General features: G+C 59.4%; 25 protein-coding genes and 1 pseudogene. 7 read left to right on the plus strand and 19 right to left on the minus strand.

Annotation, left to right across the window (positions count from 1 at the left end; translation table 11 throughout):
* Positions 1-101: 101 nt before the first annotated feature.
* From ACRC4F_RS06460 to exbB, 3 genes are read right to left on the minus strand one after another with little or no spacing between them, the layout of a single operon-like run.
* The gene (locus ACRC4F_RS06460; protein ID WP_438658586.1) at positions 102-851 is read right to left on the minus strand and encodes an energy transducer TonB family protein; all 750 of its coding nucleotides are present in this window, start codon (positions 849-851) and stop codon (positions 102-104) included.
* Positions 848-1,276: a TonB system transport protein ExbD gene (gene exbD, locus ACRC4F_RS06465; protein ID WP_438658587.1), complete on the minus strand. Its 429-nt coding sequence runs from the start codon at positions 1,274-1,276 to the stop codon at positions 848-850. The genes ACRC4F_RS06460 and exbD overlap by 4 nt, the downstream gene beginning before the upstream one ends.
* Before the next feature lie 6 nt (positions 1,277-1,282).
* Entirely contained in the window at positions 1,283-2,251 is a 969-nt protein-coding gene (exbB, locus tag ACRC4F_RS06470; protein ID WP_438658588.1) for a tonB-system energizer ExbB, read from the minus strand.
* 189 nt (positions 2,252-2,440) lie between these two features.
* On the opposite strand from exbB, the gene ACRC4F_RS06475 reads away from it, so the two are divergent.
* Entirely contained in the window at positions 2,441-3,298 is an 858-nt protein-coding gene (locus tag ACRC4F_RS06475; protein ID WP_438658589.1) for an SDR family oxidoreductase, read from the plus strand.
* A gap of 78 nt (positions 3,299-3,376) precedes the next feature.
* Here the strand turns inward: ACRC4F_RS06475 and ACRC4F_RS06480 are convergent, their stop codons facing one another.
* From ACRC4F_RS06480 to ACRC4F_RS06505, 6 genes are all read right to left on the minus strand, one after another.
* Positions 3,377-4,117: a hypothetical protein gene (locus tag ACRC4F_RS06480; protein ID WP_438658590.1), complete on the minus strand. Its 741-nt coding sequence runs from the start codon at positions 4,115-4,117 to the stop codon at positions 3,377-3,379.
* 56 nt (positions 4,118-4,173) lie between these two features.
* Positions 4,174-4,554, minus strand: coding sequence for a RidA family protein (locus ACRC4F_RS06485; RefSeq protein WP_003229509.1), 381 nt, complete (start codon positions 4,552-4,554; stop codon positions 4,174-4,176).
* A 25-nt stretch (positions 4,555-4,579) separates the two neighbouring features.
* Positions 4,580-6,685, minus strand: coding sequence for a bifunctional GTP diphosphokinase/guanosine-3',5'-bis pyrophosphate 3'-pyrophosphohydrolase (spoT, locus tag ACRC4F_RS06490; RefSeq protein ID WP_438658591.1), 2,106 nt, complete (start codon positions 6,683-6,685; stop codon positions 4,580-4,582).
* 57 nt (positions 6,686-6,742) lie between these two features.
* Positions 6,743-7,006 carry a DNA-directed RNA polymerase subunit omega gene (rpoZ, locus tag ACRC4F_RS06495; RefSeq protein WP_003177259.1) on the minus strand — a complete coding sequence of 88 codons (264 nt, stop codon included), beginning with the start codon at positions 7,004-7,006 and terminating at the stop codon, positions 6,743-6,745.
* A gap of 167 nt (positions 7,007-7,173) precedes the next feature.
* A complete protein-coding gene (gene gmk, locus ACRC4F_RS06500) occupies positions 7,174-7,794 on the minus strand; it encodes a guanylate kinase (protein WP_438658592.1) in 621 nt (206 codons plus the stop codon).
* A gap of 12 nt (positions 7,795-7,806) precedes the next feature.
* Positions 7,807-8,670 carry a YicC/YloC family endoribonuclease gene (locus tag ACRC4F_RS06505; protein ID WP_438658593.1) on the minus strand — a complete coding sequence of 288 codons (864 nt, stop codon included), beginning with the start codon at positions 8,668-8,670 and terminating at the stop codon, positions 7,807-7,809.
* Positions 8,671-8,950: 280 nt separating this feature from the next.
* On the opposite strand from ACRC4F_RS06505, the gene rph reads away from it, so the two are divergent.
* Both rph and ACRC4F_RS06515 read left to right on the plus strand, forming a co-directional pair.
* Positions 8,951-9,673, plus strand: coding sequence for a ribonuclease PH (gene rph / locus ACRC4F_RS06510; RefSeq protein WP_010465211.1), 723 nt, complete (start codon positions 8,951-8,953; stop codon positions 9,671-9,673).
* A gap of 27 nt (positions 9,674-9,700) precedes the next feature.
* Complete coding sequence (locus ACRC4F_RS06515) at positions 9,701-10,069, plus strand: DUF4870 domain-containing protein (protein ID WP_102594927.1); 369 nt, start codon at positions 9,701-9,703, stop codon at positions 10,067-10,069.
* A gap of 174 nt (positions 10,070-10,243) precedes the next feature.
* Here the strand turns inward: ACRC4F_RS06515 and ACRC4F_RS06520 are convergent, their stop codons facing one another.
* Positions 10,244-11,023 carry an exodeoxyribonuclease III gene (locus tag ACRC4F_RS06520; protein ID WP_007934608.1) on the minus strand — a complete coding sequence of 260 codons (780 nt, stop codon included), beginning with the start codon at positions 11,021-11,023 and terminating at the stop codon, positions 10,244-10,246.
* A gap of 82 nt (positions 11,024-11,105) precedes the next feature.
* Here ACRC4F_RS06520 and pyrE point away from each other — a divergent pair, with 82 nt between their 5' ends.
* Complete coding sequence (gene pyrE, locus ACRC4F_RS06525) at positions 11,106-11,750, plus strand: orotate phosphoribosyltransferase (protein ID WP_054048446.1); 645 nt, start codon at positions 11,106-11,108, stop codon at positions 11,748-11,750.
* Between the two features lie 209 nt (positions 11,751-11,959).
* Here pyrE and ACRC4F_RS06530 read toward each other — a convergent pair whose 3' ends face one another.
* The 7 genes and pseudogenes from ACRC4F_RS06530 to coaBC all read right to left on the minus strand — a co-directional run bounded on the left by ACRC4F_RS06530 (position 11,960) and on the right by coaBC (position 17,656).
* The gene (locus ACRC4F_RS06530) at positions 11,960-12,343 is read right to left on the minus strand and encodes a hypothetical protein (protein WP_438658594.1); all 384 of its coding nucleotides are present in this window, start codon (positions 12,341-12,343) and stop codon (positions 11,960-11,962) included.
* Complete coding sequence (locus ACRC4F_RS06535) at positions 12,330-12,902, minus strand: hypothetical protein (RefSeq protein ID WP_438658595.1); 573 nt, start codon at positions 12,900-12,902, stop codon at positions 12,330-12,332. The genes ACRC4F_RS06530 and ACRC4F_RS06535 overlap by 14 nt, the downstream gene beginning before the upstream one ends.
* Positions 12,903-12,919: 17 nt before the next feature.
* A complete protein-coding gene (locus ACRC4F_RS06540) occupies positions 12,920-13,132 on the minus strand; it encodes a hypothetical protein (protein WP_438658596.1) in 213 nt (70 codons plus the stop codon).
* A 203-nt stretch (positions 13,133-13,335) separates the two neighbouring features.
* Positions 13,336-14,241, minus strand: a complete 906-nt coding sequence (gene argB, locus ACRC4F_RS06545) for an acetylglutamate kinase (RefSeq protein ID WP_109626724.1) — start codon at positions 14,239-14,241, stop codon at positions 13,336-13,338.
* A 39-nt stretch (positions 14,242-14,280) separates the two neighbouring features.
* Positions 14,281-15,684, minus strand: a pseudogene (locus ACRC4F_RS06550) (phosphomannomutase/phosphoglucomutase); the annotation flags it as partial.
* 302 nt (positions 15,685-15,986) lie between these two features.
* Positions 15,987-16,442 (minus strand): dUTP diphosphatase, encoded by a 456-nt coding sequence (gene dut, locus ACRC4F_RS06555; RefSeq protein ID WP_109626720.1) that lies wholly within the window; start codon positions 16,440-16,442, stop codon positions 15,987-15,989.
* Positions 16,443-16,447: 5 nt separating this feature from the next.
* Positions 16,448-17,656: a bifunctional phosphopantothenoylcysteine decarboxylase/phosphopantothenate--cysteine ligase CoaBC gene (gene coaBC, locus ACRC4F_RS06560; RefSeq protein ID WP_077748581.1), complete on the minus strand. Its 1,209-nt coding sequence runs from the start codon at positions 17,654-17,656 to the stop codon at positions 16,448-16,450.
* A 136-nt stretch (positions 17,657-17,792) separates the two neighbouring features.
* Between coaBC and radC the strand changes: the two genes are divergently transcribed.
* Positions 17,793-18,467, plus strand: coding sequence for a RadC family protein (gene radC / locus ACRC4F_RS06565; protein ID WP_438658597.1), 675 nt, complete (start codon positions 17,793-17,795; stop codon positions 18,465-18,467).
* A 108-nt stretch (positions 18,468-18,575) separates the two neighbouring features.
* Here radC and ACRC4F_RS06570 read toward each other — a convergent pair whose 3' ends face one another.
* Positions 18,576-20,162 carry an ABC transporter substrate-binding protein gene (locus tag ACRC4F_RS06570; protein WP_438658598.1) on the minus strand — a complete coding sequence of 529 codons (1,587 nt, stop codon included), beginning with the start codon at positions 20,160-20,162 and terminating at the stop codon, positions 18,576-18,578.
* A 445-nt stretch (positions 20,163-20,607) separates the two neighbouring features.
* On the opposite strand from ACRC4F_RS06570, the gene rpmB reads away from it, so the two are divergent.
* Entirely contained in the window at positions 20,608-20,841 is a 234-nt protein-coding gene (rpmB, locus tag ACRC4F_RS06575) for a 50S ribosomal protein L28 (protein WP_007894701.1), read from the plus strand.
* An 11-nt stretch (positions 20,842-20,852) separates the two neighbouring features.
* On the plus strand, positions 20,853-21,008 hold the full coding sequence (gene rpmG, locus ACRC4F_RS06580) for a 50S ribosomal protein L33 (protein ID WP_007894709.1): 156 nt from the start codon (positions 20,853-20,855) through the stop codon (positions 21,006-21,008).
* 194 nt (positions 21,009-21,202) lie between these two features.
* Here the strand turns inward: rpmG and ACRC4F_RS06585 are convergent, their stop codons facing one another.
* Entirely contained in the window at positions 21,203-21,565 is a 363-nt protein-coding gene (locus tag ACRC4F_RS06585) for a cupin domain-containing protein (protein WP_109626712.1), read from the minus strand.
* Positions 21,566-21,795: the final 230 nt, after the last annotated feature.

A 21,795-nucleotide genomic window follows, 5' to 3' on the forward strand; every position in this document is an offset into this window, starting at 1 on the left:
GCGAGCCTGCTCGCGATGGCGTCTTCACATCCAACATCTTTGTTGGCTGTTACACCGCTATCGCGAGCAGGCTCGCTCCCACATGGGGTCTTGTGTTGCATTCAGCGGCGGCGTTTTTCCAGGGAGTAGAGGAACGGCGCCGTGATTTCGATGGTGCCATTGGTCAGCATATCAGCCGGAGGCTTGGGCAGCGGTTGGGCGCGACGGATCATTTCCAGGGTAGCCCGGTCCAGATCTGCAGTGCCGGAGCGGCCCACCAGTTCAAACGACAACACATTACCTTCGGCATCAACGACGAAGCGCAGACGGTTGGTCCCTTCCTTGCCCCGCGACTGTGCGCTCACCGGGTACTTTTTGTACTTGCCCAAGTGCGCGAGCAGGGTGCCTTCCCAACTGGCTTTAGCCGCTTGCTGAGCAGCGGACGGGCCTTGTGTTGGCGGAGGGGATTTCTCCGTCGGTGCCTGAGTCGGTTGCGCGTCGCTCGGTTTCTCCTCGGACGGCTTCTCCTTCGGCGGCTCCGGCTTTTTCTCCACAGGCTTGGGCGGTTGCGGCTTCGGCTTGGGTTTGACCGGCTTCGGCACAACGATCTCGGCCTTCGGCACTTCAGCCAGTTTCGGGATCGGCAGTTCTTCCACCGGTGCCGGTGGCTGTGGTGGCGTTATCACTTTCGGCGGTGCCGGCGGTGGCGGAGCGGGAACCGGTGCCAACTCGACCATCATCGCCTGCGGAGGCAGCTCGATGGGTGGGCGCGCGGTCCAGTTCATCGCCAGCGCAATGGCCAGCGCATGGACGCCCAGCACCACGGCCAGGCTCCCGCTGTAACGCGTCAGCTTATGGCGCGTCGTGATCATTTCTTGACTGCCGTCTCGAGCCCGACCAGACCGACCTTCAGGTAACCGGCGGAGCGCAAGTTGTCCATCACGCTCATCAGGTCGCCGTAATCCACGCCTTTATCGGCCTGGAAGAAGATCGTCGTGTCTTTCTTGCCCTGGGTTTTGGCGTCGAGGGTGGCGCCGAGTGCTTCGGCCTTCACTTCTTCTTCGCCGAGGTACAGGCGCTGGTCAGCCTTGACGCTGAGGAACACCGGTTTCTCTGGTCGTGGGGCCGGTTTGGCGCTGGAGGCAGGCAGGTCGACCTTGATGTCCACGGTGGCCAACGGAGCGGCTACCATGAAGATGATCAACAGCACCAGCATCACGTCGATGAACGGCGTGACGTTGATTTCGTGGTTCTCGGCCAGATCGTCGTCTGCGCCTTCTTTCAAATGCAAGCCCATGGCTGATTACCCTACTTTGACCACGTGGGGTTGCGTGGAGCGCTCGACGGTCGGCAGGTGATCGAGGTCGCGGCTGACCAGCAGCAGGACTTCAGCCGAGGCATCCGACACTTGCGCCTTGTAGCCAGCGATGGAGCGAGCGAAGACGTTGTAGATCACCACGGCAGGAATCGCCGCAACCAGACCCAGCGCGGTGGCCAGCAGGGCTTCGGCGATGCCCGGCGCTACGACGGCGAGGTTGGTGGTCTGGGTTTTGGCGATGCCGATGAAGCTGTTCATGATGCCCCACACAGTGCCGAACAAACCTACGAACGGCGCAGTGGAACCGATTGTGGCGAGCACGCCGGTGCCGCTGCTCATGTTGCGACCGCAGGCTGCAACGAGGCGCTCGAGACGGAAGGCGACACGTTCCTTGATGCCTTCTTTCTCGCGGCTGTTGACCGACAAGCGCATCTCTTCCAGGGCGTCATGCACCAGCAGGTTGGCGAGGGTGCCTTGCTTGGTCGCGGACGCGCTGGCTTCTTTAAGGGTGGTGGCTTTTTTCAGGTGGACGATTTCGGTGCGCAGACGACGCTTGGCGCCCATCAGCTCGAAGCCCTTGGCGATCCAGATGGTCCAGGTGATGATCGACGCGATGGCCAGACCGATCATCACGATTTTCACGATGATGTCGGCGTTCTGGTACATGCCCCAAGGCGACAGATCGTGGGCCATGCCCAGGGTGTTATCGGCTTCGAGGACTTCAGGAACGTCTTCGGCGCCTACCGCCTGGGCCGGGTCGGTTGCGGCTGGCGCCACGGCCGGGGCGGCATGATCTGCCGGGGCTGGAGCCGCGGCGGCGGCTGGAGTGGCGGGCGCTTGTGCGTCAGCGAAAGCGGCGGTCGGCGCCAGCATCAGGCTGAGCAGCAGGGCGGCCACTGCGCTCCAGGCGCGAGGTCGTTTGGTTGGCGAAGCGGGGAATTGATTGCGTGTCATGCTGGCCGGACCTGAAAGGAAAAGACGGTAAATGTTCTTCCAGGCCTCGAGAGGCCGAGAACAAAAGTGGCGTGCATTATTGCAAGTAATTCTTGTTAACAGAAGTAATAGAGTATCTTTTTTTCCTTGATTGCTAGCCGCTCGTCCTTTGCCGGCGCTACTCTGTGCCTTTCTGATGGGAGTTTTCTGATGTCTGCGCCTTCTGTTTTGATTGCCGGTTGCGGTGATGTCGGCAGTCGTCTGGCCACACAGCTGGTGGCTTCCGGGTGGGAGGTTCATGGCCTGCGGCGTGATGTTTCGCGCCTGCCCGAGGGGGTCATTGGCGTTGCCGGCGACTTGTTCAAGGAAGACTGCCCGGAGAGCTGGCCGGTCGGTGCAGTGGATTATCTGGTGTATTGCGCGGCCGCTACCGATCACGATGAAGCCGGTTATCGCGCTGCCTATGTCCAGGGTTTGAAGCATGTGCTGGAGTGGCTGGACGACTACGGGCAGGTGCCGAATCGCCTGCTATTCGTTTCCAGCAGCAGTGTGTATGGCCAGCAGGATGGCGAGTGGGTCGACGAGAGTTCGCCGACCATTGCAACAGGCTATTCGGGCAGATTGATGCTTGAGGCGGAGCAAGTTGCACTGCAAAGCGGCATTCCGGCGAGCATCGTGCGCTTGACCGGCATCTACGGCCCCGGCCGCGAATGGCTGTTGACCCAGGTTCGTCGCGGCTATCGCGTGGCCGTTGACCCGCCGCTGTATGGCAACCGCATTCACGCCGACGATGCGGCGGGGTTGATGGCTTATCTACTTGAAGCGGATCGGCGCGGGGTCGCGTTGGATGACGTCTATATCGGTGTAGACGATGCGCCTGCGCCCTTGGCCGAAGTGGTGGGCTGGTTGCGTGAGTATCTGGGTGTGACTGAATGGGCTGAAGATCAGAGCGTGCGGCGCACTGGCAGCAAGCAGTGCAGTAATGCCAAGGCGAAGGCCTTGGGCTGGACGCCGAAGTACCCCACCTATCGCGAAGGCTACGCCGCGATTCTCGAAGGTCGCGGCTGACTTCCCGTCACCCCGAACCAAATGTGGGAGCGAGCCTGCTCGCTCCCACATGGGATCTGCGTTGCAGCTAAAGTCGGGTCACTGCTTTTCCAGCAACCACTTGCGCTCGCCCGGCGTGAACTGAGGCATCTCGTCTGCCTGAGCCGTGTTCACCGCCTGCACAATCTCCAGTTCCTTGCCCTTGCGCGCAAAGATCCAGGTGTTGCCCTGGCCGTTCACTTGCAGCCACATATTGTCATTGCCGCCGCTCATCGACGCGCAATCGCCCGCCAGGCACAGGGCATAACGATCGGCACCCGGCAGGCCGGCTACCTGGCCATCAGCCTGGAATTGCACGGTATTGCCTTCGCCCGGACCATTGACGATCTTCCAGCTGCCGCCCATGTAGGCGGTGTACAACGCGCGTTCGAAGCTCGCGCCAATCGGTGCGCCTTCCGGTACCGGAATCGGCGCACGGTCAAAGACCTGCTCCCGCTCGTTTTCGCTGGCGGCCTGGCTCAGTTGCTTGCCGTCACGCTTCAGTTCGCTGGCGGAGCTGCCATAAAAGTCGATTTTCCAGGCCCCGGACTCTTCGCCCAGCAGCTTGCCGTCGACGTTTTCAAAACCATTGGTGTAGCGGGCCTGACCGGCCTTGGTATTGACGTCCCATTCCAGGTTCGGGCCGTAAGCCTGGAGCGCTTCACGCAGGGGGCCGCCTTTGGACGCAGCGTCGATCGCCACCTGATTGATCCAGGTGCCGCTGATGTCACGGTCGGCAGGGTTGCTGGCACATCCGCCCAAGAGTAGGGCGACCAGCGAGAGAGCTAGCGCTTGGCGCATGGTGGAATCCTTTCAGAAACGAAGTCGGCGCAACCTGAAAGGCTGCGCCGGACGCATTACTCGATGACCAGAATGGCATCCATTTCAACCTGCGAACCCTTTGGCAGGGCGGCCACGCCGATGGCGGCGCGGGCAGGGTATGGCTGGTCAAAGTACTTGCCCATGATCTCGTTGACCTTGGCGAAATGGCTCAGGTCGGTGAGGAAGATGTTCAGTTTGACGATGTCCTTGAAGGAACCGCCAGCGGCTTCGGCCACGGCTTTGAGGTTCTCGAACACCTGGACGGTCTGGGCTTCGAAGCCTTCAACCAGTTCCATGGTTTTTGGGTCCAGAGGAATCTGGCCCGACATGTAGACGGTGTTGCCAGCCTTGATCGCCTGGGAATAAGTACCGATGGCGGCCGGGGCCTTGTCGCTGGTGATAACAGTCTTGGTCATGAATGACTCCTTGTAATAGGTTGGCTTAGGCACGCATGCGGGTGATGCGAATCACCCCGGTCAGTGCGCGCAGTTTCTTGATCACGCGGGCCAGGTGCACACGGTCGTGCACGCTGACCACCAGTTGGACCACGCTGATGCGACCATCGCGTTCGTCCATGCTGATTTTCTCGATGTTGCCGTCGGCCGCGTTGACGCTGCTGGCCAGCAGGGCGATCAGGCCACGCTGGTGTTCCAGTTCGACGCGCAGCTCGACATTGAATTCGCCGGTGACATCCTTGGCCCACGAGAGCTGGATGCATTTTTCCGGGTTGTGGCGGATTTCGCTGATGTTGCGGCAGTTGTCCAGGTGCACAACCATGCCTTTGCCCGCCGACAGGTGACCGACAATCGGGTCGCCCGGGATCGGTGTGCAGCACTTGGCGTAGCTGAGGACCAGACCTTCGGTGCCGCGAATCGCCAGCGGGCCTTCCGGACTTGGCAACTGTTCGCCTTCGCCGAGCAGGCGGCGGGCGACCACGTAGGCCATGCGATTGCCCAGGCCGATGTCTTCCAGCAAGTCTTCGATCAGTTCGAGACGGTATTCGGTGAGCATCGCCTTGACGCGGTCGGCCGGTACTTTTTCCAGCGAACTGTCGAAACCGTTGAGTACTTTGTTCAGCAGGCGTTCGCCAAGGCTGATGGATTCGGAGCGGCGCTGCAGTTTCAGCGCATGGCGGATGTGGGTCCGCGCCTTGCCGGTGACCACGAAGTTGAGCCAGGCCGGGTTTGGTCGCGCGCCTGGGGCGCTGACGATCTCGACCGTGGAGCCGCTTTGGAGCGGTTCGGACAGCGGTGCGAGCCGACGATTGATCCGGCAGGCAATGCAGCTGTTGCCCACGTCGGTGTGCACCGCGTAAGCGAAGTCGACCGCCGTGGAGCCTTTGGGCAGCTCCATGATCCGGCCTTTGGGCGTGAACACGTAGACCTCGTCCGGGAACAGGTCGATCTTCACGCTCTCGATGAATTCCAGCGAGTTGCCAGCCCGTTGCTGCATCTCCAGCACGCCTTTGACCCACTGTCGTGCGCGGGCATGCGTGCCTTTCGGCTGCTCGTCGCCGCTGGATTTGTACAGCCAATGGGCGGCGATGCCGTTGTTGGCCATCTCTTCCATTTCACGGGTGCGGATCTGGATCTCGATCGGAACACCGTGCATGCCGAACAGCGTCGTATGCAGCGACTGATAGCCGTTGGCCTTGGGGATTGCGATGTAATCCTTGAAGCGCCCCGGCAACGGTTTGTACAAATTATGCACAGCACCCAACACGCGGTAGCAGGTATCGACCTTGTCGACGATGATCCGGAACGCGTAGACGTCCATGATCTCGTTGAAGGCCCGACGCTTGCCGCGCATTTTCTTGTAGATGCCGTAGAGGTGTTTCTGGCGACCGCTGACCTCGCCCTGGATGCCATCGATGGCCAGGCAGTGACTGAGGGATTCTTCGATCTTGTTGACGATTTCCTTGCGGTTGCCCCGGGCGCGTTTGACCGCCTGGTTGATCCGCGCGGAACGCATCGGGTGCATGGCCTTGAAACCGAGGTCTTCGAATTCTATGCGGATGGCGTGCATGCCCAGCCGGTTGGCGATGGGCGCATAGATTTCGAGGGTTTCCTTGGCGATCCGCCGGCGCTTTTCACCGGACAGAACTTCCAGCGTGCGCATGTTGTGCAGGCGGTCGGCCAGCTTGACCAGGATCACGCGAATATCGCGGGCCATGGCCATGGCCATTTTCTGGAAGTTTTCGGCTTGTGCTTCGGCTTTGGTCTCGAAGTTCATCTGGGTCAGCTTGCTGACGCCATCGACCAGTTCGGCCACGGTTTCGCCGAACTGCGCTTGCAGCGCTTCCTTGGCAATACCGGTGTCTTCGATCACGTCATGCAGCATCGCAGCCATCAAACTCTGATGGTCCATGTGCATGTCGGCAAGAATATTCGCCACCGCAAGAGGATGCGTGACGTACGCCTCACCGCTTCGGCGGCGTTGGCCGTCGTGGGCTTGTTCGGCGTAGAAGTACGCTCGGCGGACCAGATTGACCTGGTCCTTGCCGAGGTAGGTCGATAAGCGATCGGCGAGGGCGTCTATGCTCGGCATGATAACTCCTGCCGTTCGCTGTGACCCCGCGCCGTGCTACGTCGACCAGGCATAGGCTTAGACGGCCTCGTTGGACTCGTCCTCGAACGCTGCGAACAGCGGTTCGTCTTCGACGATTTCAGCATTGGCGATGAACTCGTAGCTCATCAGGCCTTCAGCGATTTCACGCAGCGCTACAACGGTAGGCTTGTCGTTTTCCCACTGAACCAGCGGCTCTTTGCCACCGGTGGCCAGTTGACGGGCACGCTTGGTAGAGAGCATGACCAGCTCAAAGCGGTTTTCCACGTGTTCTAGGCAGTCTTCAACGGTTACGCGGGCCATGGTATTCCTCGGAGCGAATGCAATATGCGCGCTGCCCGGTTGGGCGAGCGGACTCAACAGTTTAAAAAATCACCAGCGATTAGGGAAGCGCTGATTTTTTGAGCAAGCCCTTCAACGCGCTGCAAGTGCCAATGTAAAGCCCTTGCAGCGGTTTTGGGAAGTGCTGTTTACCCGAGCAATTCAGCCAAAAGTTTTCCGTTACGCTGCTGTTGACGCTTCTGATGTAGCTGATTGGCACGGAAAATCGCCTGCAAATCCTTCAGCGCGTGGGCGAAATCGTCGTTGATGATCAAGTAGTCGTAGTCGACATAGTGGCTCATCTCGCTGACGGCTTCGCGCATCCGGCCGTCGATGATCTCGTCGCTGTCCTGGCCGCGATTGGTCAGGCGCTGGTGCAAGGCCTGCAAAGACGGCGGCAAAATAAAGATCGAGCGGGCCTGGGGCATCAGCTTGCGCACTTGCTCCGCACCCTGCCAGTCGATTTCCAGAATCAGGTCGTGGCCTTCGTCCAGGGTCTGCTGCAGGTGGCTTTGCGAGGTGCCATAGAGATTGCCGAACACTTCGGCGCGCTCGAGGAAATCCCCGTGCTCGATCATCTTCACGAACTCGCCGCGTTCGACGAAGTGATAATTCACACCATTCACTTCACCGGGGCGCATGGCGCGGGTGGTGTGGGAGACCGAGACGCGGATCTCCTGATCAGCGTCGGTCAAGGCCTTGACCAGGCTGCTCTTGCCCGCGCCTGAAGGGGCGGAAATGATGTACAGGGTGCCGGTGCTGTGGGTCATGTCGGGTTTGCCTTACTCAATATTCTGCACTTGTTCGCGCATCTGCTCGATCAACACTTTGAGGTTGACCGCCGCCTGGGTGCTGCGCGGGTCGAAGGCTTTGGAGCCCAGTGTGTTGGCTTCGCGGTTGAGTTCCTGCATCAGGAAGTCCAGGCGCCGACCGGCAGCGCCGCCGGATTTGAGCACCCGGCGAACTTCAATGATGTGAGTGCTCAGGCGATCCAGTTCTTCGGCGACGTCGCTCTTCTGAGCGAGCATGACCATTTCCTGTTCCAGGCGTTGCGGGTCCATCTCGGCTTTCATGTCGGCGAAGCGGTCGAGGACTTTCTGGCGCTGGGTGGCGAGCATCTGCGGGACCAGTTCACGCAGGGTTACCACGTCTCCTTCAATGGAGGTCAGGCGATCGTTGATCAGTCGGGCCAGCTCCGCGCCTTCGCGCTCGCGGCCGGCCTTGAGTTCTTTCAAGCCTTCGTTGAACAAAGCCAGTGCTTCAGCATTCAAGGCTTGCGGGTCGGTGGCATCACCCACCAGCACGCCGGGCCAGGCCAGGACTTCCAGCGGGTTCAGCGCAGCCGGATTTTTGATCAGGCTGGCGATGGTCTCGGCGGCCGCAACCAGTTGCGCGGCGCGTTCGCGGTCCACTTGCAGGGGTTTGTCAGTGTTTTCTTCGGTGAAGCGCAGGGTGCATTCGAGCTTGCCCCGGGAGATTCCCTGGCGCAGCGCTTCGCGAACCGCACCCTCGAGGTCGCGAAACGACTCCGGCAGGCGCAGATGGGGTTCCAGGTAGCGGCTGTTGACCGAGCGCAGTTCCCAGCTCAGGGTGCCTTGGGCGCCGGCTTTTTCAACGCGGGCGAAGGCGGTCATGCTGTGCACCATGGAGGTACCTCGCAATTCAGGTTTGCGTTACCAAAGGTTTCGCAAGACCCGATATCTGTGAATTAAAGCCGACAGGCAGCAAAGGCGCAGGATTGTAGCGCAGTGGGGCGGATGCGCCCAAACACGCGGTGTGACAAAGGGCTGCAGGCCGTCGGCAAAGCGCTGTTCTAAGCTCTAGTCAGCGCCTTCAATCGTCGGGTGGATTTTTTAGAAGTGCCCAGTCTTGGCGCGCGGCTCTATAATGCTCGGCAGTTTTCCGTCCCCCGTACAGGTATTCCCTATGAAACGTCCAAGTGGTCGCGCTGCCGATCAGCTCCGCTCGATCCGCATTACCCGCAACTACACCAAACACGCCGAGGGATCTGTACTGGTCGAGTTCGGTGATACCAAAGTCATCTGCACCGTCAGCGTCGAAAACGGCGTGCCACGTTTCCTCAAGGGGCAGGGCCAAGGCTGGTTGACCGCCGAATACGGCATGCTGCCGCGCGCCACCGGCGAGCGTAACCAGCGTGAAGCGAGCCGTGGCAAGCAGGGCGGCCGCACCCTGGAAATCCAGCGTCTGATCGGTCGTTCACTGCGTGCTTCGCTGGACATGTCCAAGCTGGGCGACGTCACCCTGTACGTCGACTGCGACGTGATCCAGGCTGACGGTGGCACCCGCACGGCGTCCATCACCGGCGCCATGGTTGCGCTGGTCGATGCCTTGAAAGTGATCAAGAAGCGTGGCGGCCTGAAAGGCGGCGATCCGCTCAAGCAAATGATCGCTGCCGTTTCGGTGGGCATGTACCAGGGCGAGCCTGTGCTCGACCTCGACTACCTGGAAGACTCGGCTGCCGAGACTGACCTGAACGTGGTGATGACCAGCACTGGCGGCTTCATCGAAGTCCAGGGCACTGCCGAAGGCGCACCGTTCCAGCCGGAAGAGCTGAACGCTATGCTGGAGCTGGCGAAGAAAGGCATGACCGAGATCTTCGAACTGCAAAAGGCCGCACTGGCCGACTGATCGGATGTTCCACGCAAGGAGGACACCATGAGTGACGAGCAGCAGCTACTTCCCATCCCGAGCAAAGAAGTTCGGCAATGGGCAATGTTTTGTCACTTGTCCGCCTTGCTGGGGATCTGGATTCCGTTCGGTACGCTGATCGGCCCGCTGATTCTCTGGCAGATGAAGCGCGAGATGGACCCGTTTGTCGATGCGCAAGGCAAGGAGGCGCTGAACTTTCAGATCACCGTCGCCATTGCCTCCGCCATCTGCTTCTTGCTGATGGTGGTGATCATCGGGTTCTTCCTGTTTGGTCTGGTGGCGATTGGTGCGTTGGTGCTGACAATCATCGGTGGCGTGAAAGCCAATGAAGGGGTGCCTTACCGTTACCCATTCACCTGGCGGTTGATCAAGTAGCCACGACACAGATCCATTGTGGGAGCGAGCCTGCTCGCGATAGCGTCCCTTCGGCCACTGAATAGGGTGACTGACACGACGCCATCGCGAGCAGGCTCGCTCCCACATTGAAAACTCAGCGCGCACAAAAAAGCCGACACTGCTGTCGGCTTTTTTGTATCTGCGAAAAAACGCTTAGATGGTCAGCGTCCAGTCGTAGTCCACGATCAGTGGTGCGTGTTGCGAGAATCGTGGCTGACGAGGCAGGCGCGCGCTACGAACAAAGCGGCGCAGGCCCGGCGTCAGCAACTGATAGTCGAAACGCCAACCGAGGTTGAGCATCTCAGCCTGTTCGTTATCCGGCCACCAGCTGTACTGGTCACCTTCACGGCTGACTTCACGCAGGGCATCGACATAGCCCATATTGCCGACAATCTCGTCCATCCAGGCACGTTCAGGTGCCAGGAAGCCCGGGGATTGCTGGCTGTCGCGCCAGTTCTTGATATCCAGCTTCTGTTGCGCCACGTACAGCGAGCCACAGTAAATGTACTCGCGACGTTTGCGTCGCTGTTTATCCAGATAACGGGCGAAGTCGTCCATTAGCTTGAACTTCTGGTTCAAGTCTTCATCGCCGTTCTGCCCCGAAGGGAGCAGCAAGGTCGCGATGCTGACCTTGTCGAAATCGGCTTGCAGGTAGCGCCCGTAGCGGTCGGCCGTCTCGAAGCCGAGACCGCTGATGACTGCCTTCGGTTGCAACCGCGAATACAAAGCCACGCCACCCTGGGCGGGAACTTCGGCTTCGCAGGCATAAAGGAAGTAGCCATCCAGTTGGAAGGCTGGATCGTCCAGTTCAAAGGCGGAGGCGCGGGTGTCCTGCAGGCAGATGACGTCGGCATTCTGTGCTTGCAGCCAACTGAGCAAACCTCGCTCCACTGCAGCCTGAATACCATTGACGTTCACACTGATGATCCGCATAAATGGCCCCAAAAATCGCGTGCGTGTATGATACACGGCGTCAACCTAATTAGCTAAATCCGTGGTATTTGGGGTTTTTTTCATGCAAGCGTATCAGCGCGATTTCATTCGTTTTGCCATCGATCGCGGCGTTTTGCGCTTCGGCGAGTTCACCCTGAAGTCAGGACGCACCAGTCCTTACTTCTTCAATGCCGGCCTGTTCAACTCGGGTTCGGCCCTGGCGCAACTGGGTCGTTTCTACGCGGCAGCCATTGTCGAGAGCGGTATTTCGTTCGACGTACTGTTTGGCCCTGCGTACAAAGGCATCCCTTTGGCGGCGACCACTGCCGTGGCCCTGGCCGAACATCACGAGCGTGACCTGCCGTGGTGCTTCAACCGTAAAGAGGCCAAGGCCCATGGCGAAGGCGGCAGCCTCGTTGGCGCGCCGTTGACCGGCGACGTGCTGATCATCGACGACGTGATCACCGCCGGCACCGCCATCCGCGAAGTGATGCAGATCATCGCTTCCCAGGACGGCGCCAAGGCCGCAGGCGTGCTGATCGCGCTGAACCGTCAGGAGCGTGGCAATGGTGAATTGTCGGCGATCCAGGAAGTGGAACGTGATTTCGGCATCCCGGTGATCAGCATCGTTTCGCTGAACCAGGTGCTGGAATTCCTGGCGGACGATCCGCAGCTCAAGCAGCATTTGCCGGCCGTAGAAGCCTACCGGGCCCAGTTCGGCGTCTGATCACTCCCCTTATGGGGGCGAGCTTGTGTGGCGAGGGAGCTTGTCGAATCGTCGCACCGTCCCGCTGGGCTGCGTAGCAGACCCAAGGATTTTGTGAGTGCTGCGTACTCAAGCGGGAGCAAGCTCCCTCGCCACAAAAGGTGGATTGTCACAGGGATCGAAAGCAAAAAAAGACCCCGCTCGGCCAGGCTGAGCGGGGTCTTTTTTTGTCAGTGCAGTCTTCGCCATTTTCCTATCAGTTTGAATGCCAATCCCAAGTTGAACAGCGCAAACACCAGCAGTGCCAGTACGACGAACACGTAAAGCGTGCGATCCACGTCAAAGTCCCACAGATCCAGCGTGCTGCTGCCCATGATTTTCACAGCAGCAGGAAAGTTGACGTAAAACAGCGCCAGAAAGGCGCTGGTCAGAGGGAGGGCGCAGGCGAACAAAACGTTCGTTACCTTTTTTCGACTTCGTTTTCTGGCGAGCGCGCCAGATTGGCTTTCATCCAGCTCCAGCGCTTCATGCAGCCTGGGCCATGCCAGGTTGAACATGAAGGTGGTCAGGGTCAGCAGCAAGCCGCTGACCGCGACGATGTCACTGAACGGCATTCAGACCCAGCGTCCTGCACAGCAAATCGTGAGAGTCCTCGCTAATCTCGAACTGCCCGGCGCTGCCTTTACGTTTTGTGATGGGTTTGAAGGTTGGCTCGTTCTGTGTAATCAGCATGTTCAGTTCATCGCGGATCACGTCCGAACTGATAACCACCAGATACACGGTCTGAGCATGTTCCGCAGACTCGATCACCGCTCGCATGCTGTGTTGCAGGATGTCGTCCAGCTGGTTGCGAAAGCGCGATACCGTGTTTTTCAACAGGGTTTTGCTTTGGCTCTGGGTCAGCTGAAAAATCGTCGATATCTGCGATTCGGTCGGCAATGTCTGCCCGAAGTAACTTTGAATCAAGTACAGCAAGCGATCCTGTTTCGCTTCATCGGCCCGACTCGGCATGCCGCCTTCCACAAGCATTTTGAGGTATTCGGTCAGGCTCGCTTTGGCGATACGTTGTAAGGCATGAGCGATTTCGCTGTCCGATATCTTCAGGGTCTTTTTGACAGGTTCCTTTTGCTCCTGCTCGAAAGCCTGGGCGTCGATCGTGAACGAGATCTGCATGGCTCAGCCTCCCCTGGTTACTTGGAAGGCTCGTTTGGGTACGGATCCGCGACTGCGTCGCCTTGGCCGGTCAGGATATTCCAGCCATTAAGGGAGTGAGTGCTTGGTTTGAAGTCCGGGCACGGAGGAAGCGAAGTCTTCGATTGATTGGTGTATTCGCGTCCGCAGTCTGCGCACTCATAGGTGCCTGCGGATACATCGCTGCCGTAGGGAACGTGGTCTTTTTGCATGGGGAAGATCTCCAGTGGATTCACGGAAGATCCTAAGCGGATGGATGCCGGCAGGATGTCGGACGATTCGTGTATTACCGTCAGGCATTTCCTTCGTGCATAAAAAAGACCGCAGGTTTCGTTAACCCCTACGGAAAATTCGTACGTGAGTACGTATTGCCGTAGGAATAGTCGAAGACTGCGGCCTTCTAAGGCTCTTTAAATCAAGGACGCTTGCGATTGCTGATCAAAGTGCCCACACCGGTATCAGTGAAGATTTCCAGCAGAATCGCGTTCGGAACCCGACCATCAATGATCAGCGAACTGCCGACGCCGCCCTGGACCGCTTCCAGCGCGCAACGGATCTTCGGCAGCATGCCGCCGTAGATGGTGCCGTCGGCGATCAGATCGTCCACCTGCTGCGTCGTCAGCCCCGTCAGGACGGTGCCCGACTTGTCCATCAGGCCGGCGATGTTGGTCAGCAGCATCAGCTTCTCAGCTTTCAGTGCTTCGGCGACTTTGCCGGCCACCAGGTCAGCGTTGATGTTGTACGACTCGCCGTTGGCGCCGACACCGATCGGCGCGATCACCGGGATGAAATCACCTTTGACCAGCAGGTTCAGCAGGTCGGTGTTGATCCCGACCACTTCGCCCACTTGGCCGATGTCGATGATTTCCGGCTGGGTCATCTCCGGCGTCTGGCGGGTGACGGTGAGTTTCTTAGCACGAATCAGCTCGGCATCTTTTCCGGTCAGGCCGATGGCGCTGCCGCCATGACGGTTGATCAGGTTGACGATGTCCTTGTTGACCTGGCCACCGAGGACCATTTCCACCACGTCCATGGTTTGCGCGTCAGTCACGCGCATGCCATCGATGAAGTGGCTCTCGATCGACAGACGCTTGAGCAAGTCGCCAATTTGCGGGCCGCCGCCGTGAACCACCACCGGGTTGATGCCGACAGCTTTCATCAGCACGATGTCGCGGGCGAAGCCGGTTTTCAGCTCCTCGCTTTCCATCGCGTTGCCGCCGTACTTGATCACCAGCGTCTTGCCGACATAGCGGCGAATGTAAGGCAACGCTTCGGACAGGACCTTGGCGGTGTTGGCGGCGGCTTCGCGTTCGAGGGTCATTCAGGGCTCCGGCACTTCGATAAAAGGCGCTTCAATAAATCAAAACGGTAGTTGGAGATCAGGTGCAACACGCTTCAACTGGACTTTGAACACGTCCTTGATGCGCTGCAATTCCGCCTCGTCATCGGCCTCGAAGCGCAGCACCAGCACCGGTGTGGTGTTGGACGCGCGCACCAGGCCCCAGCCTTTGGCGTAGTCGACTCGCACGCCGTCAATGGTGGTCAGGTCGGCGCCTTCGCCCCACTTCGCGTCGTGCAATGCATCAATGATGCTGAATTTGCTCTCTTCGGTCACATGGATATTGATTTCAGGCGTAGAAATATCGTTCGGGAAGGTCGCAAACAGCTCTTCCGCGGTGGATTTTTCCTTGCTGAGGATCTCCAGCAGGCGCGCAGCGCTGTAAATGCCGTCGTCAAAACCGAACCAGCGCTCCTTGAAGAAGATGTGCCCGCTCATTTCGCCGGCCAACAGGGCGCCGGTCTGTTTCATTTTCTTTTTGATCAACGAATGACCGGTCTTCCACATTAGCGGACGACCGCCGTATTCCTTGATCAGCGGGGTCAGGCGGCGGGTGCATTTGACGTCGAAGATGATTTCCGCGTCAGCGTTGCGCGCCAGCACGTCGCGGGCGAACAGCATCAGCAGGCGGTCCGGGTAGACGATGCTGCCGGTGTTGGTCACCACGCCGACGCGGTCGCCATCGCCGTCGAAAGCCAGGCCGAGGTCGGCGTTTGTTTCCTTGACCTTGGCGATCAGGTCGACGAGGTTTTCAGGCTTGCCCGGGTCCGGGTGGTGGTTCGGGAAGTTGCCGTCGACCTCGCAAAACAGCGGGATGACTTCGCAGTTCAACGCTTCGATCAGTTGCGGAGCAATCACGCCGGCCGCGCCGTTGCCGCAGTCGACCACGACTTTGAGGCGACGAGCCAGTTTGATGTCCTGGACGATTTCAGTGTTGTAGCGATCGAGGATCTCGACTTTGGTGATGCTGCCCTTGCCGCTGCTCAGGTTGTTGGTCTTGAGGCGGTCGTGCAGGGCCTGGATCTGTTCGTTGGCCAAAGTGTCGCCAGCGATCACGATCTTGAAACCGTTGTAGTTCGACGGGTTGTGGCTGCCGGTCAGCATCACACCCGATTTGCCAGCCAGTACGTTGGCGGCGTAGTAGAGCGCAGGCGTTGGCACCAGGCCGACGTCGCTGACGTGGCAACCGCTGTCGGCCAGGCCTTTGATCAGTTGTTCGACCAGTTCCGGGCCGGAAAGGCGACCGTCACGGCCTACGGAAACGTTCGGTTCGTCCTGGGCCAGGCTCTGGGCACCGATGGCGCGACCGAGCCAATAAGCGGTTTCAGCGTTCAAGAATTCCGGGACGGTGCCGCGAATGTCATAGGCGCGGAAAATGCTGTCGGGAAACTTGGGTGCGACTTGGGCGGGGGTGCTCATTACTGGAAATGCTCCATCTCGAAGGTGGCTTTACCTGTCTGCGAAGAACTCGTCAGCAGGCGCAAACTGAAGGGTATGACGGCGTTTTCCACTGAGAGTTCGTGGTGTGTAAAGGCCATGCCACCTGCGTTTGCGGGGTAATGACCGGTCAATGCCTTGATTTTGGGTGGTAAACCTTCCAGCTGAGCGTTGTGCAAATTGTGGCGAGGGAGCTTGCTCCCGCTTGGGTGCGCAGCACCCAAAAAATCTTGGGGCCGCTTCGCAGCCCAGCGCGAGCAAGCTCGCTCGCCACAGGATTCTCTATCCGATCAGTGGCTGCCCGAGTGGCCGAAACCGCCCGCGCCGCGCTCGGTTTCGACGAACTCTTCGACCATCTCGAAGTGCGCTTGAACCACTGGTACCAGAACCAGCTGAGCCAGCCGCTCACCGACCACCATGTTGAAGTCTGTCTGGCCTCGGTTCCAGCACGAGACCATCAGCGGACCCTGGTAATCGGAGTCGATCAAGCCGACCAGATTGCCCAGCACGATGCCGTGTTTATGACCCAGACCGGAGCGCGGCAGGATCAGCGCGGCCAGACCCGGATCGCCAATATAGACGGACAGGCCGGTCGGGATCAGCACGGTTTCACCCGGCTTGATCACGATGTCTTTTTCCAGCATGGCGCGCAGGTCGAGGCCGGCGGAGCCTGGTGTGGCGTATTGGGGCAGCGGGAATTCGGTACCGATGCGGGGGTCGAGGATCTTGGCTTGCAAAGCGTGCATGTAAATTAAACCTGGTTCAGACGTTCGGCGATAAAAGTGATCAGCTGGCGAGCGATTTTGCTCTTGCTGGTCTGGGCGAAAAGTGTGGCGTGGAGCTCACGGTCGATCACGCTGCAGGCGTTTTCTTCGCTGTTGAAGCCAATGCTCGGGTTGGCGACGTCGTTGGCGACGATCAGATCGAGGTTCTTGTCTTTCAACTTGCGCGCAGCGTAATCGAGCAGGTGTTCGGTCTCGGCAGCGAAACCGACACTGAACGGACGGTCGGGGCGCGTGGCGATGGTGGCCAGGATGTCCGGGTTACGCACCATCTGTAGCAACAAGCCGTCGCCGTTCGTAGGGTCTTTCTTGAGTTTCTGTGGGGCGACAACTTCCGGGCGGTAATCCGCGACCGCTGCCGAGGCGATGAACAGGTCGCAAGGGATTGCGGCTTCGCAGGCGGCGAGCATGTCGCGGGCGCTGACCACGTCGATGCGGGTGACACGATCCGGGGTCGGCAGGTGTACCGGGCCGGTGATCAGCGTGACGCGGGCGCCGGCTTCCACCGCGGCTTCGGCCAGGGCAAAGCCCATCTTGCCGGAGCTGTGATTGGTGATGTAACGCACCGGGTCGATGTTTTCCTGGGTCGGGCCGGCGGTGATCAGCACGTGTTTGCCGGTCAGCGCCTGACGCTTGAAGCAGTCCGCCGCGCATTGGGCGAGTTCGACGGCTTCGAGCATGCGGCCCAGGCCGACGTCACCGCAGGCCTGGCTGCCGGAAGCGGGGCCGAAGGCTTTGATGTCGCGGCTTTCAAGGGTTTGCAGGTTGGCCTGGGTCGCCGGATCGCGCCACATGGCCTGGTTCATCGCCGGAGCAACGGCGACCACGGCGTCGGTGGCCAGCACCAGGGTGGTCAGCAGGTCGTCGGCAATGCCTTGGGCCAGGCGGGCGATCAGGTCCGCCGTAGCGGGGGCGATCAGCACCATGTCGGCCCACTTGGCCAGCTCGATATGGCCCATGGCAGCTTCAGCCGCCGGGTCCAGCAGGTCGAGATGAACCGGGTGGCCGGACAAGGCCTGCATGGTCAACGGGGTGATGAACTCGCTGCCGCCACGGGTCATGACCACGCGCACTTCGGCGCCCTGGTCGATCAGGCGACGAACCAGGTCGGCGCTCTTGTAGGCAGCAATGCCGCCGCCGACGCCCAGAACGATGCGTTTCCGATACAGCCGCTGCATAGGTCTGCCTTTCATTTCGTTGATGACTGCGTGGCGATACCCCCCTCCCCAGGAGTGAAATCGCTCGCAAAAAAGATGGGCTACGATATCACAGCGACCGCTATGGAACAGCGGCGCCCACAGACATGGAGGTGCTATGAGTATTCGCGATTGGCCGGCGGCGGAGCGGCCGCGGGAGAAGTTACTGGAGCAGGGTTCGGCGAGTCTTTCGGACGCCGAGTTACTGGCCATCTTTCTACGAACCGGCGTGTCCGGTAAAAGCGCGGTGGATCTGGCACGACATTTGTTGCAGCAATTTGGCAGCCTGCGCACGTTACTCGAGGCTGACCTTCGGACCTTCAGCGGTGAACTCGGGCTTGGGCCGGCAAAGTTTGCGCAATTGCAGGCGGTGCTGGAAATGGCCCGTCGGCATCTGGCAGAACGATTGCGGCGTGATTCAGTGATGGAGAGTCCGCTGGCAGTGCGTGATTACCTCAAGTCGATGCTGCGTCACGAGCCGCATGAGGTATTCGGCTGTCTTTTCCTGGATTCCAAACATCGCGTGCTGGCGTTTGAAGTGCTGTTTCGCGGCTCCATCGACAACACCAGCGTGTACCCGCGACAGGTGGTCAAGCGCGCACTGGCCCACAACGCCGCCGCCCTGATCCTCTGCCACAACCATCCGTCGGGCAATCCCGATCCCAGTCAGGCCGATCGAATGCTGACCAAGCGCCTGCAAGAGGCGCTGGACCTGGTTGATGTGCGGGTGCTCGACCATTTCATCATCGGGGATGGCGATCCGCTGTCGATGGCGGAGTATGGGTGGATGTAACGGGACTTTGTAGGAGCCGGCTTGCTGGCGATCCGGGCGACGCGGTGTGGCTGATTGACCGCGGTGATGCCATCGCCAGCAAGCCGGCTCCTACAAGGGTTTGCGGTGTTACTTGAGGTTGACCTTCGAGTAATCCTGACGGCCGAACGGGCTCACCGAGTAACCCTCGACGTCCTTGCGCGTCAGCGCGAAGGCCGTCGGGTGAGCCAGCGGCAGCCACAGCGCCTGCTGCTGGATCTGCGCCTGGGCCTGTTCGTAGAGCTTGGTGCGCACACCTTGCTCGCCGGTGGTCTTGCCGGCGCTGATCAGCTTGTCCAGATCCTGGTTGCAGTAACGGGCGAAGTTGGTGCCGGACTTGACCGCGGCGCAGGAAAACTGCGGCGTGAGGAAGTTGTCCGGGTCGCCGTTGTCGCCGGCCCAGCCCATGAACAACAGGTCGTGCTCGCCGGCCTTGGCGCGGCGAATCAGTTCGCCCCATTCGATCACGCGGATTTCGGCCTGGATGCCGATTTCCGCGAGGTCGGATTGCAGCATTTGCGCACTCAGGCTCGGGTTCGGATTTAGCAAACTACCGGAAGGTCGGGTCCAGATGGTGGTCTGGAAGCCGTCCTTGAGTCCGGCCTTGGCCATCAGGGCCTTGGCCTTTTCGACGTCATGTGGATAACCCGGCAAGCCTTTGGCGTAGCTCCAGGTGTTCGGCGGGTACGGACCGTTGGCGGCTTCGGCGGTATCTTCGAACACGGCCTTGACGTAGTTGGCCTTGTCGAACGCGAGGTTGATCGCCTGGCGCACTTCAGGTTTATCCAGCGGCGGATGCTGGCTATTGATGCCGACGAACGCGGTCATGAACGCGTCGGTCTTTTCCACTTTCAGCGTCGGTTCTTTCAGCGCAGCCTGTACGTCCAGCGGCTTGGGCGACAAGGCGATCTGGCACTCGTTGCGGCGCAGTTTCTGCAAGCGCACGTTGGCATCCGGCGTAATGGCGAAGATCAGCGGGTCCACCGAAGGCTTGCCACGGAAGTAATCCGGGTTGGCCTTGTAGCGAATCGAGGCATCTTTCTGGAATCGTGTGAACACGAATGGGCCACTGCCGATCGGCTGGCTGTTGAGCTTCTCGGGCGTGCCGGCTTTCAGCAGTTTGTCGGCGTATTCGGCGGAATAGATCGAGGCGAAGCCCATGCTCAGGGTCGCGAGGAAGGTCGAATCCGGGTGATCGAGGGTGAAGCGCACGGTCAGGGGGTCGAGTGCGTCGATCTTCTTGATAAGCGCCGGCAATTGCATCGACTGGGCGTGCGGGAAGCCGCTCTGGGCGACTTTGTGCCAAGGGTTTGCCGGGTCGAGCATGCGGTCGAAGCTGAATTTCACATCTTCGGCGGTCAGTTCACGCGTCGGGCTGAAGTATTCGGTGCGATGGAATTTCACCTGCGGGTGCAGCTTGAATACGTAAGTCAGGCCATCGGGCGTGATTTCCCAGCTGTCCGCGAGGCTGGCGACCACTTTGCCGCTGGCGGTGTCGAAATCCACCAGACGGTTCATCAATACGTCGGCCGAGGCGTTGGTGGTGGTCAGCGAGTTGTATTGCACCACATCGAACCCTTCCGGGCTGGCTTCGGTGCAGACGCTAAGGGCGGCGGCATGGGCCAGCGGGCTCAGCAGGAGCGGGGCAAGCAACAGCGGTAGGGCAGCGAGGCGCATGGTCGGATTCCTTTACAGATCGAAGGCCCATCTGCAAGTGCAGTCTGGAAAAGGCTTACCCTAGTGGGCTCTTTTGCAAATGACTATCCCCTTTTTCATTTTAAGGGGACTATGTGCGCTTGTTTTCGGTGATGCGGGCCGAAGAAAACCCGGAATCGGTCAATTGGCCGATTCTCTGCGACGAGCGGTCTAAATCGACGACAGCCTTTATCCAAGGCGCTCGCAGCCCTAAAAGCGGGGTTTTTATCAAGTCCGTGCACACGGAATGTTGTTGCTCTTCAGTCTTTCTGGTATAAAGCAGCGCTCTTTTCTAGGGGCCCGGTTCCTTCACTGTAGGTGTAGCCGGTAAGACCTCTAAAGAAACGCGGCGCCTGGCGCCAAATGACTGAGAGATTAAGCGGCCAACCCATGCCGGGTTGGGCATGTGGTTTTAGAGGGCTGAGGCATGTCGAGAGTATGTCAAGTTACCGGTAAGGGTCCGGTGACTGGGAATAACATTTCCCACGCAAACAACAAAACCCGTCGTCGTTTCCTGCCGAACCTGCAGCATCACCGCTTCTGGGTTGAAGAAGAGAAACGTTTCGTGCGTCTGCGCGTATCTGCCAAAGGCATGCGTATCATCGACAAGCGTGGCATCACTGTCGTGCTGGCCGAAATCCGCAAAGCCGGCAAGATCTAAGGGAGCTAATCATGCGTGAATTGATTCGTTTGATTTCGAGCGCCGGTACTGGTCACTTCTACACTACCGACAAGAACAAGCGTACTACTCCGGACAAAATCGAGATCAAGAAATTTGATCCGGTTGTTCGCAAGCACGTGATCTACAAGGAAGGCAAAATCAAGTAATTGATTTTTCCCTCTTACGAAAAAGGCCCGTATCGCGAGATACGGGCCTTTTTTGTTGCCTGTTGATTTTGAAGCGCCTGTCAGGACCTCATCGCGAGCAGGCTCGCTCCCACATTGGAATGCGGTCAACTGTGGGAGCGAGCCGGCTCCGGGCGGCGTTCCGACGATAGCGACGGTCCAAACAACACAAATCTTCAGGCCTTCTGTTCAAACGCCACATAAATCTTGCGGCACGTTTCCAGCACTTCCCAAGTGCCGCGGAACCCGGCCGGGATCACGAAGCGATCACCCGCGCGCAAAGTCTTGCCATTGCCTTCGTTGTCGCGCAGCACTGAAACGCCCTGAATGATTTCGCAGTACTCATGCTCGGTGAAGTTCACATGCCACTGGCCAACAGCACCTTCCCAAACCCCCGCGTTCAACTGGCCGCAAGGGCTGTTGTAGTGGTTGTAGACCACCTGCTCGGGATCGCCTTTCAGGATTTTCGCCTGATCCGGTTTGTAGCGCTCGGGCTCGGTAGTGGCGAGGCTGAAGTCGACGACATCCTGGATATTCATTGTTGTAAGTCCCCGTGATTGCGGCGCGATGGCTGGAAAGACCCAAAGTCTATGTTTATTAAAATGAACATCGCAAGGCCGTTTGCCGGCCTTATGTCAAATATATTGAAACATGTGGGGCGGCTGGTTTAGGGTGGCGGTTGCCTTGGGCCGAAAAATCAGGCTGGCTGGGCAGAATTCCTGACAGTGCCCGCGAAGACCGCGAGGCGCTCGTATTCAATAAGAGGAGG

It is taken from the genome of Pseudomonas sp., from assembly GCF_051660785.1.
Classification (GTDB): Bacteria; Pseudomonadota; Gammaproteobacteria; order Pseudomonadales; family Pseudomonadaceae; genus Aquipseudomonas.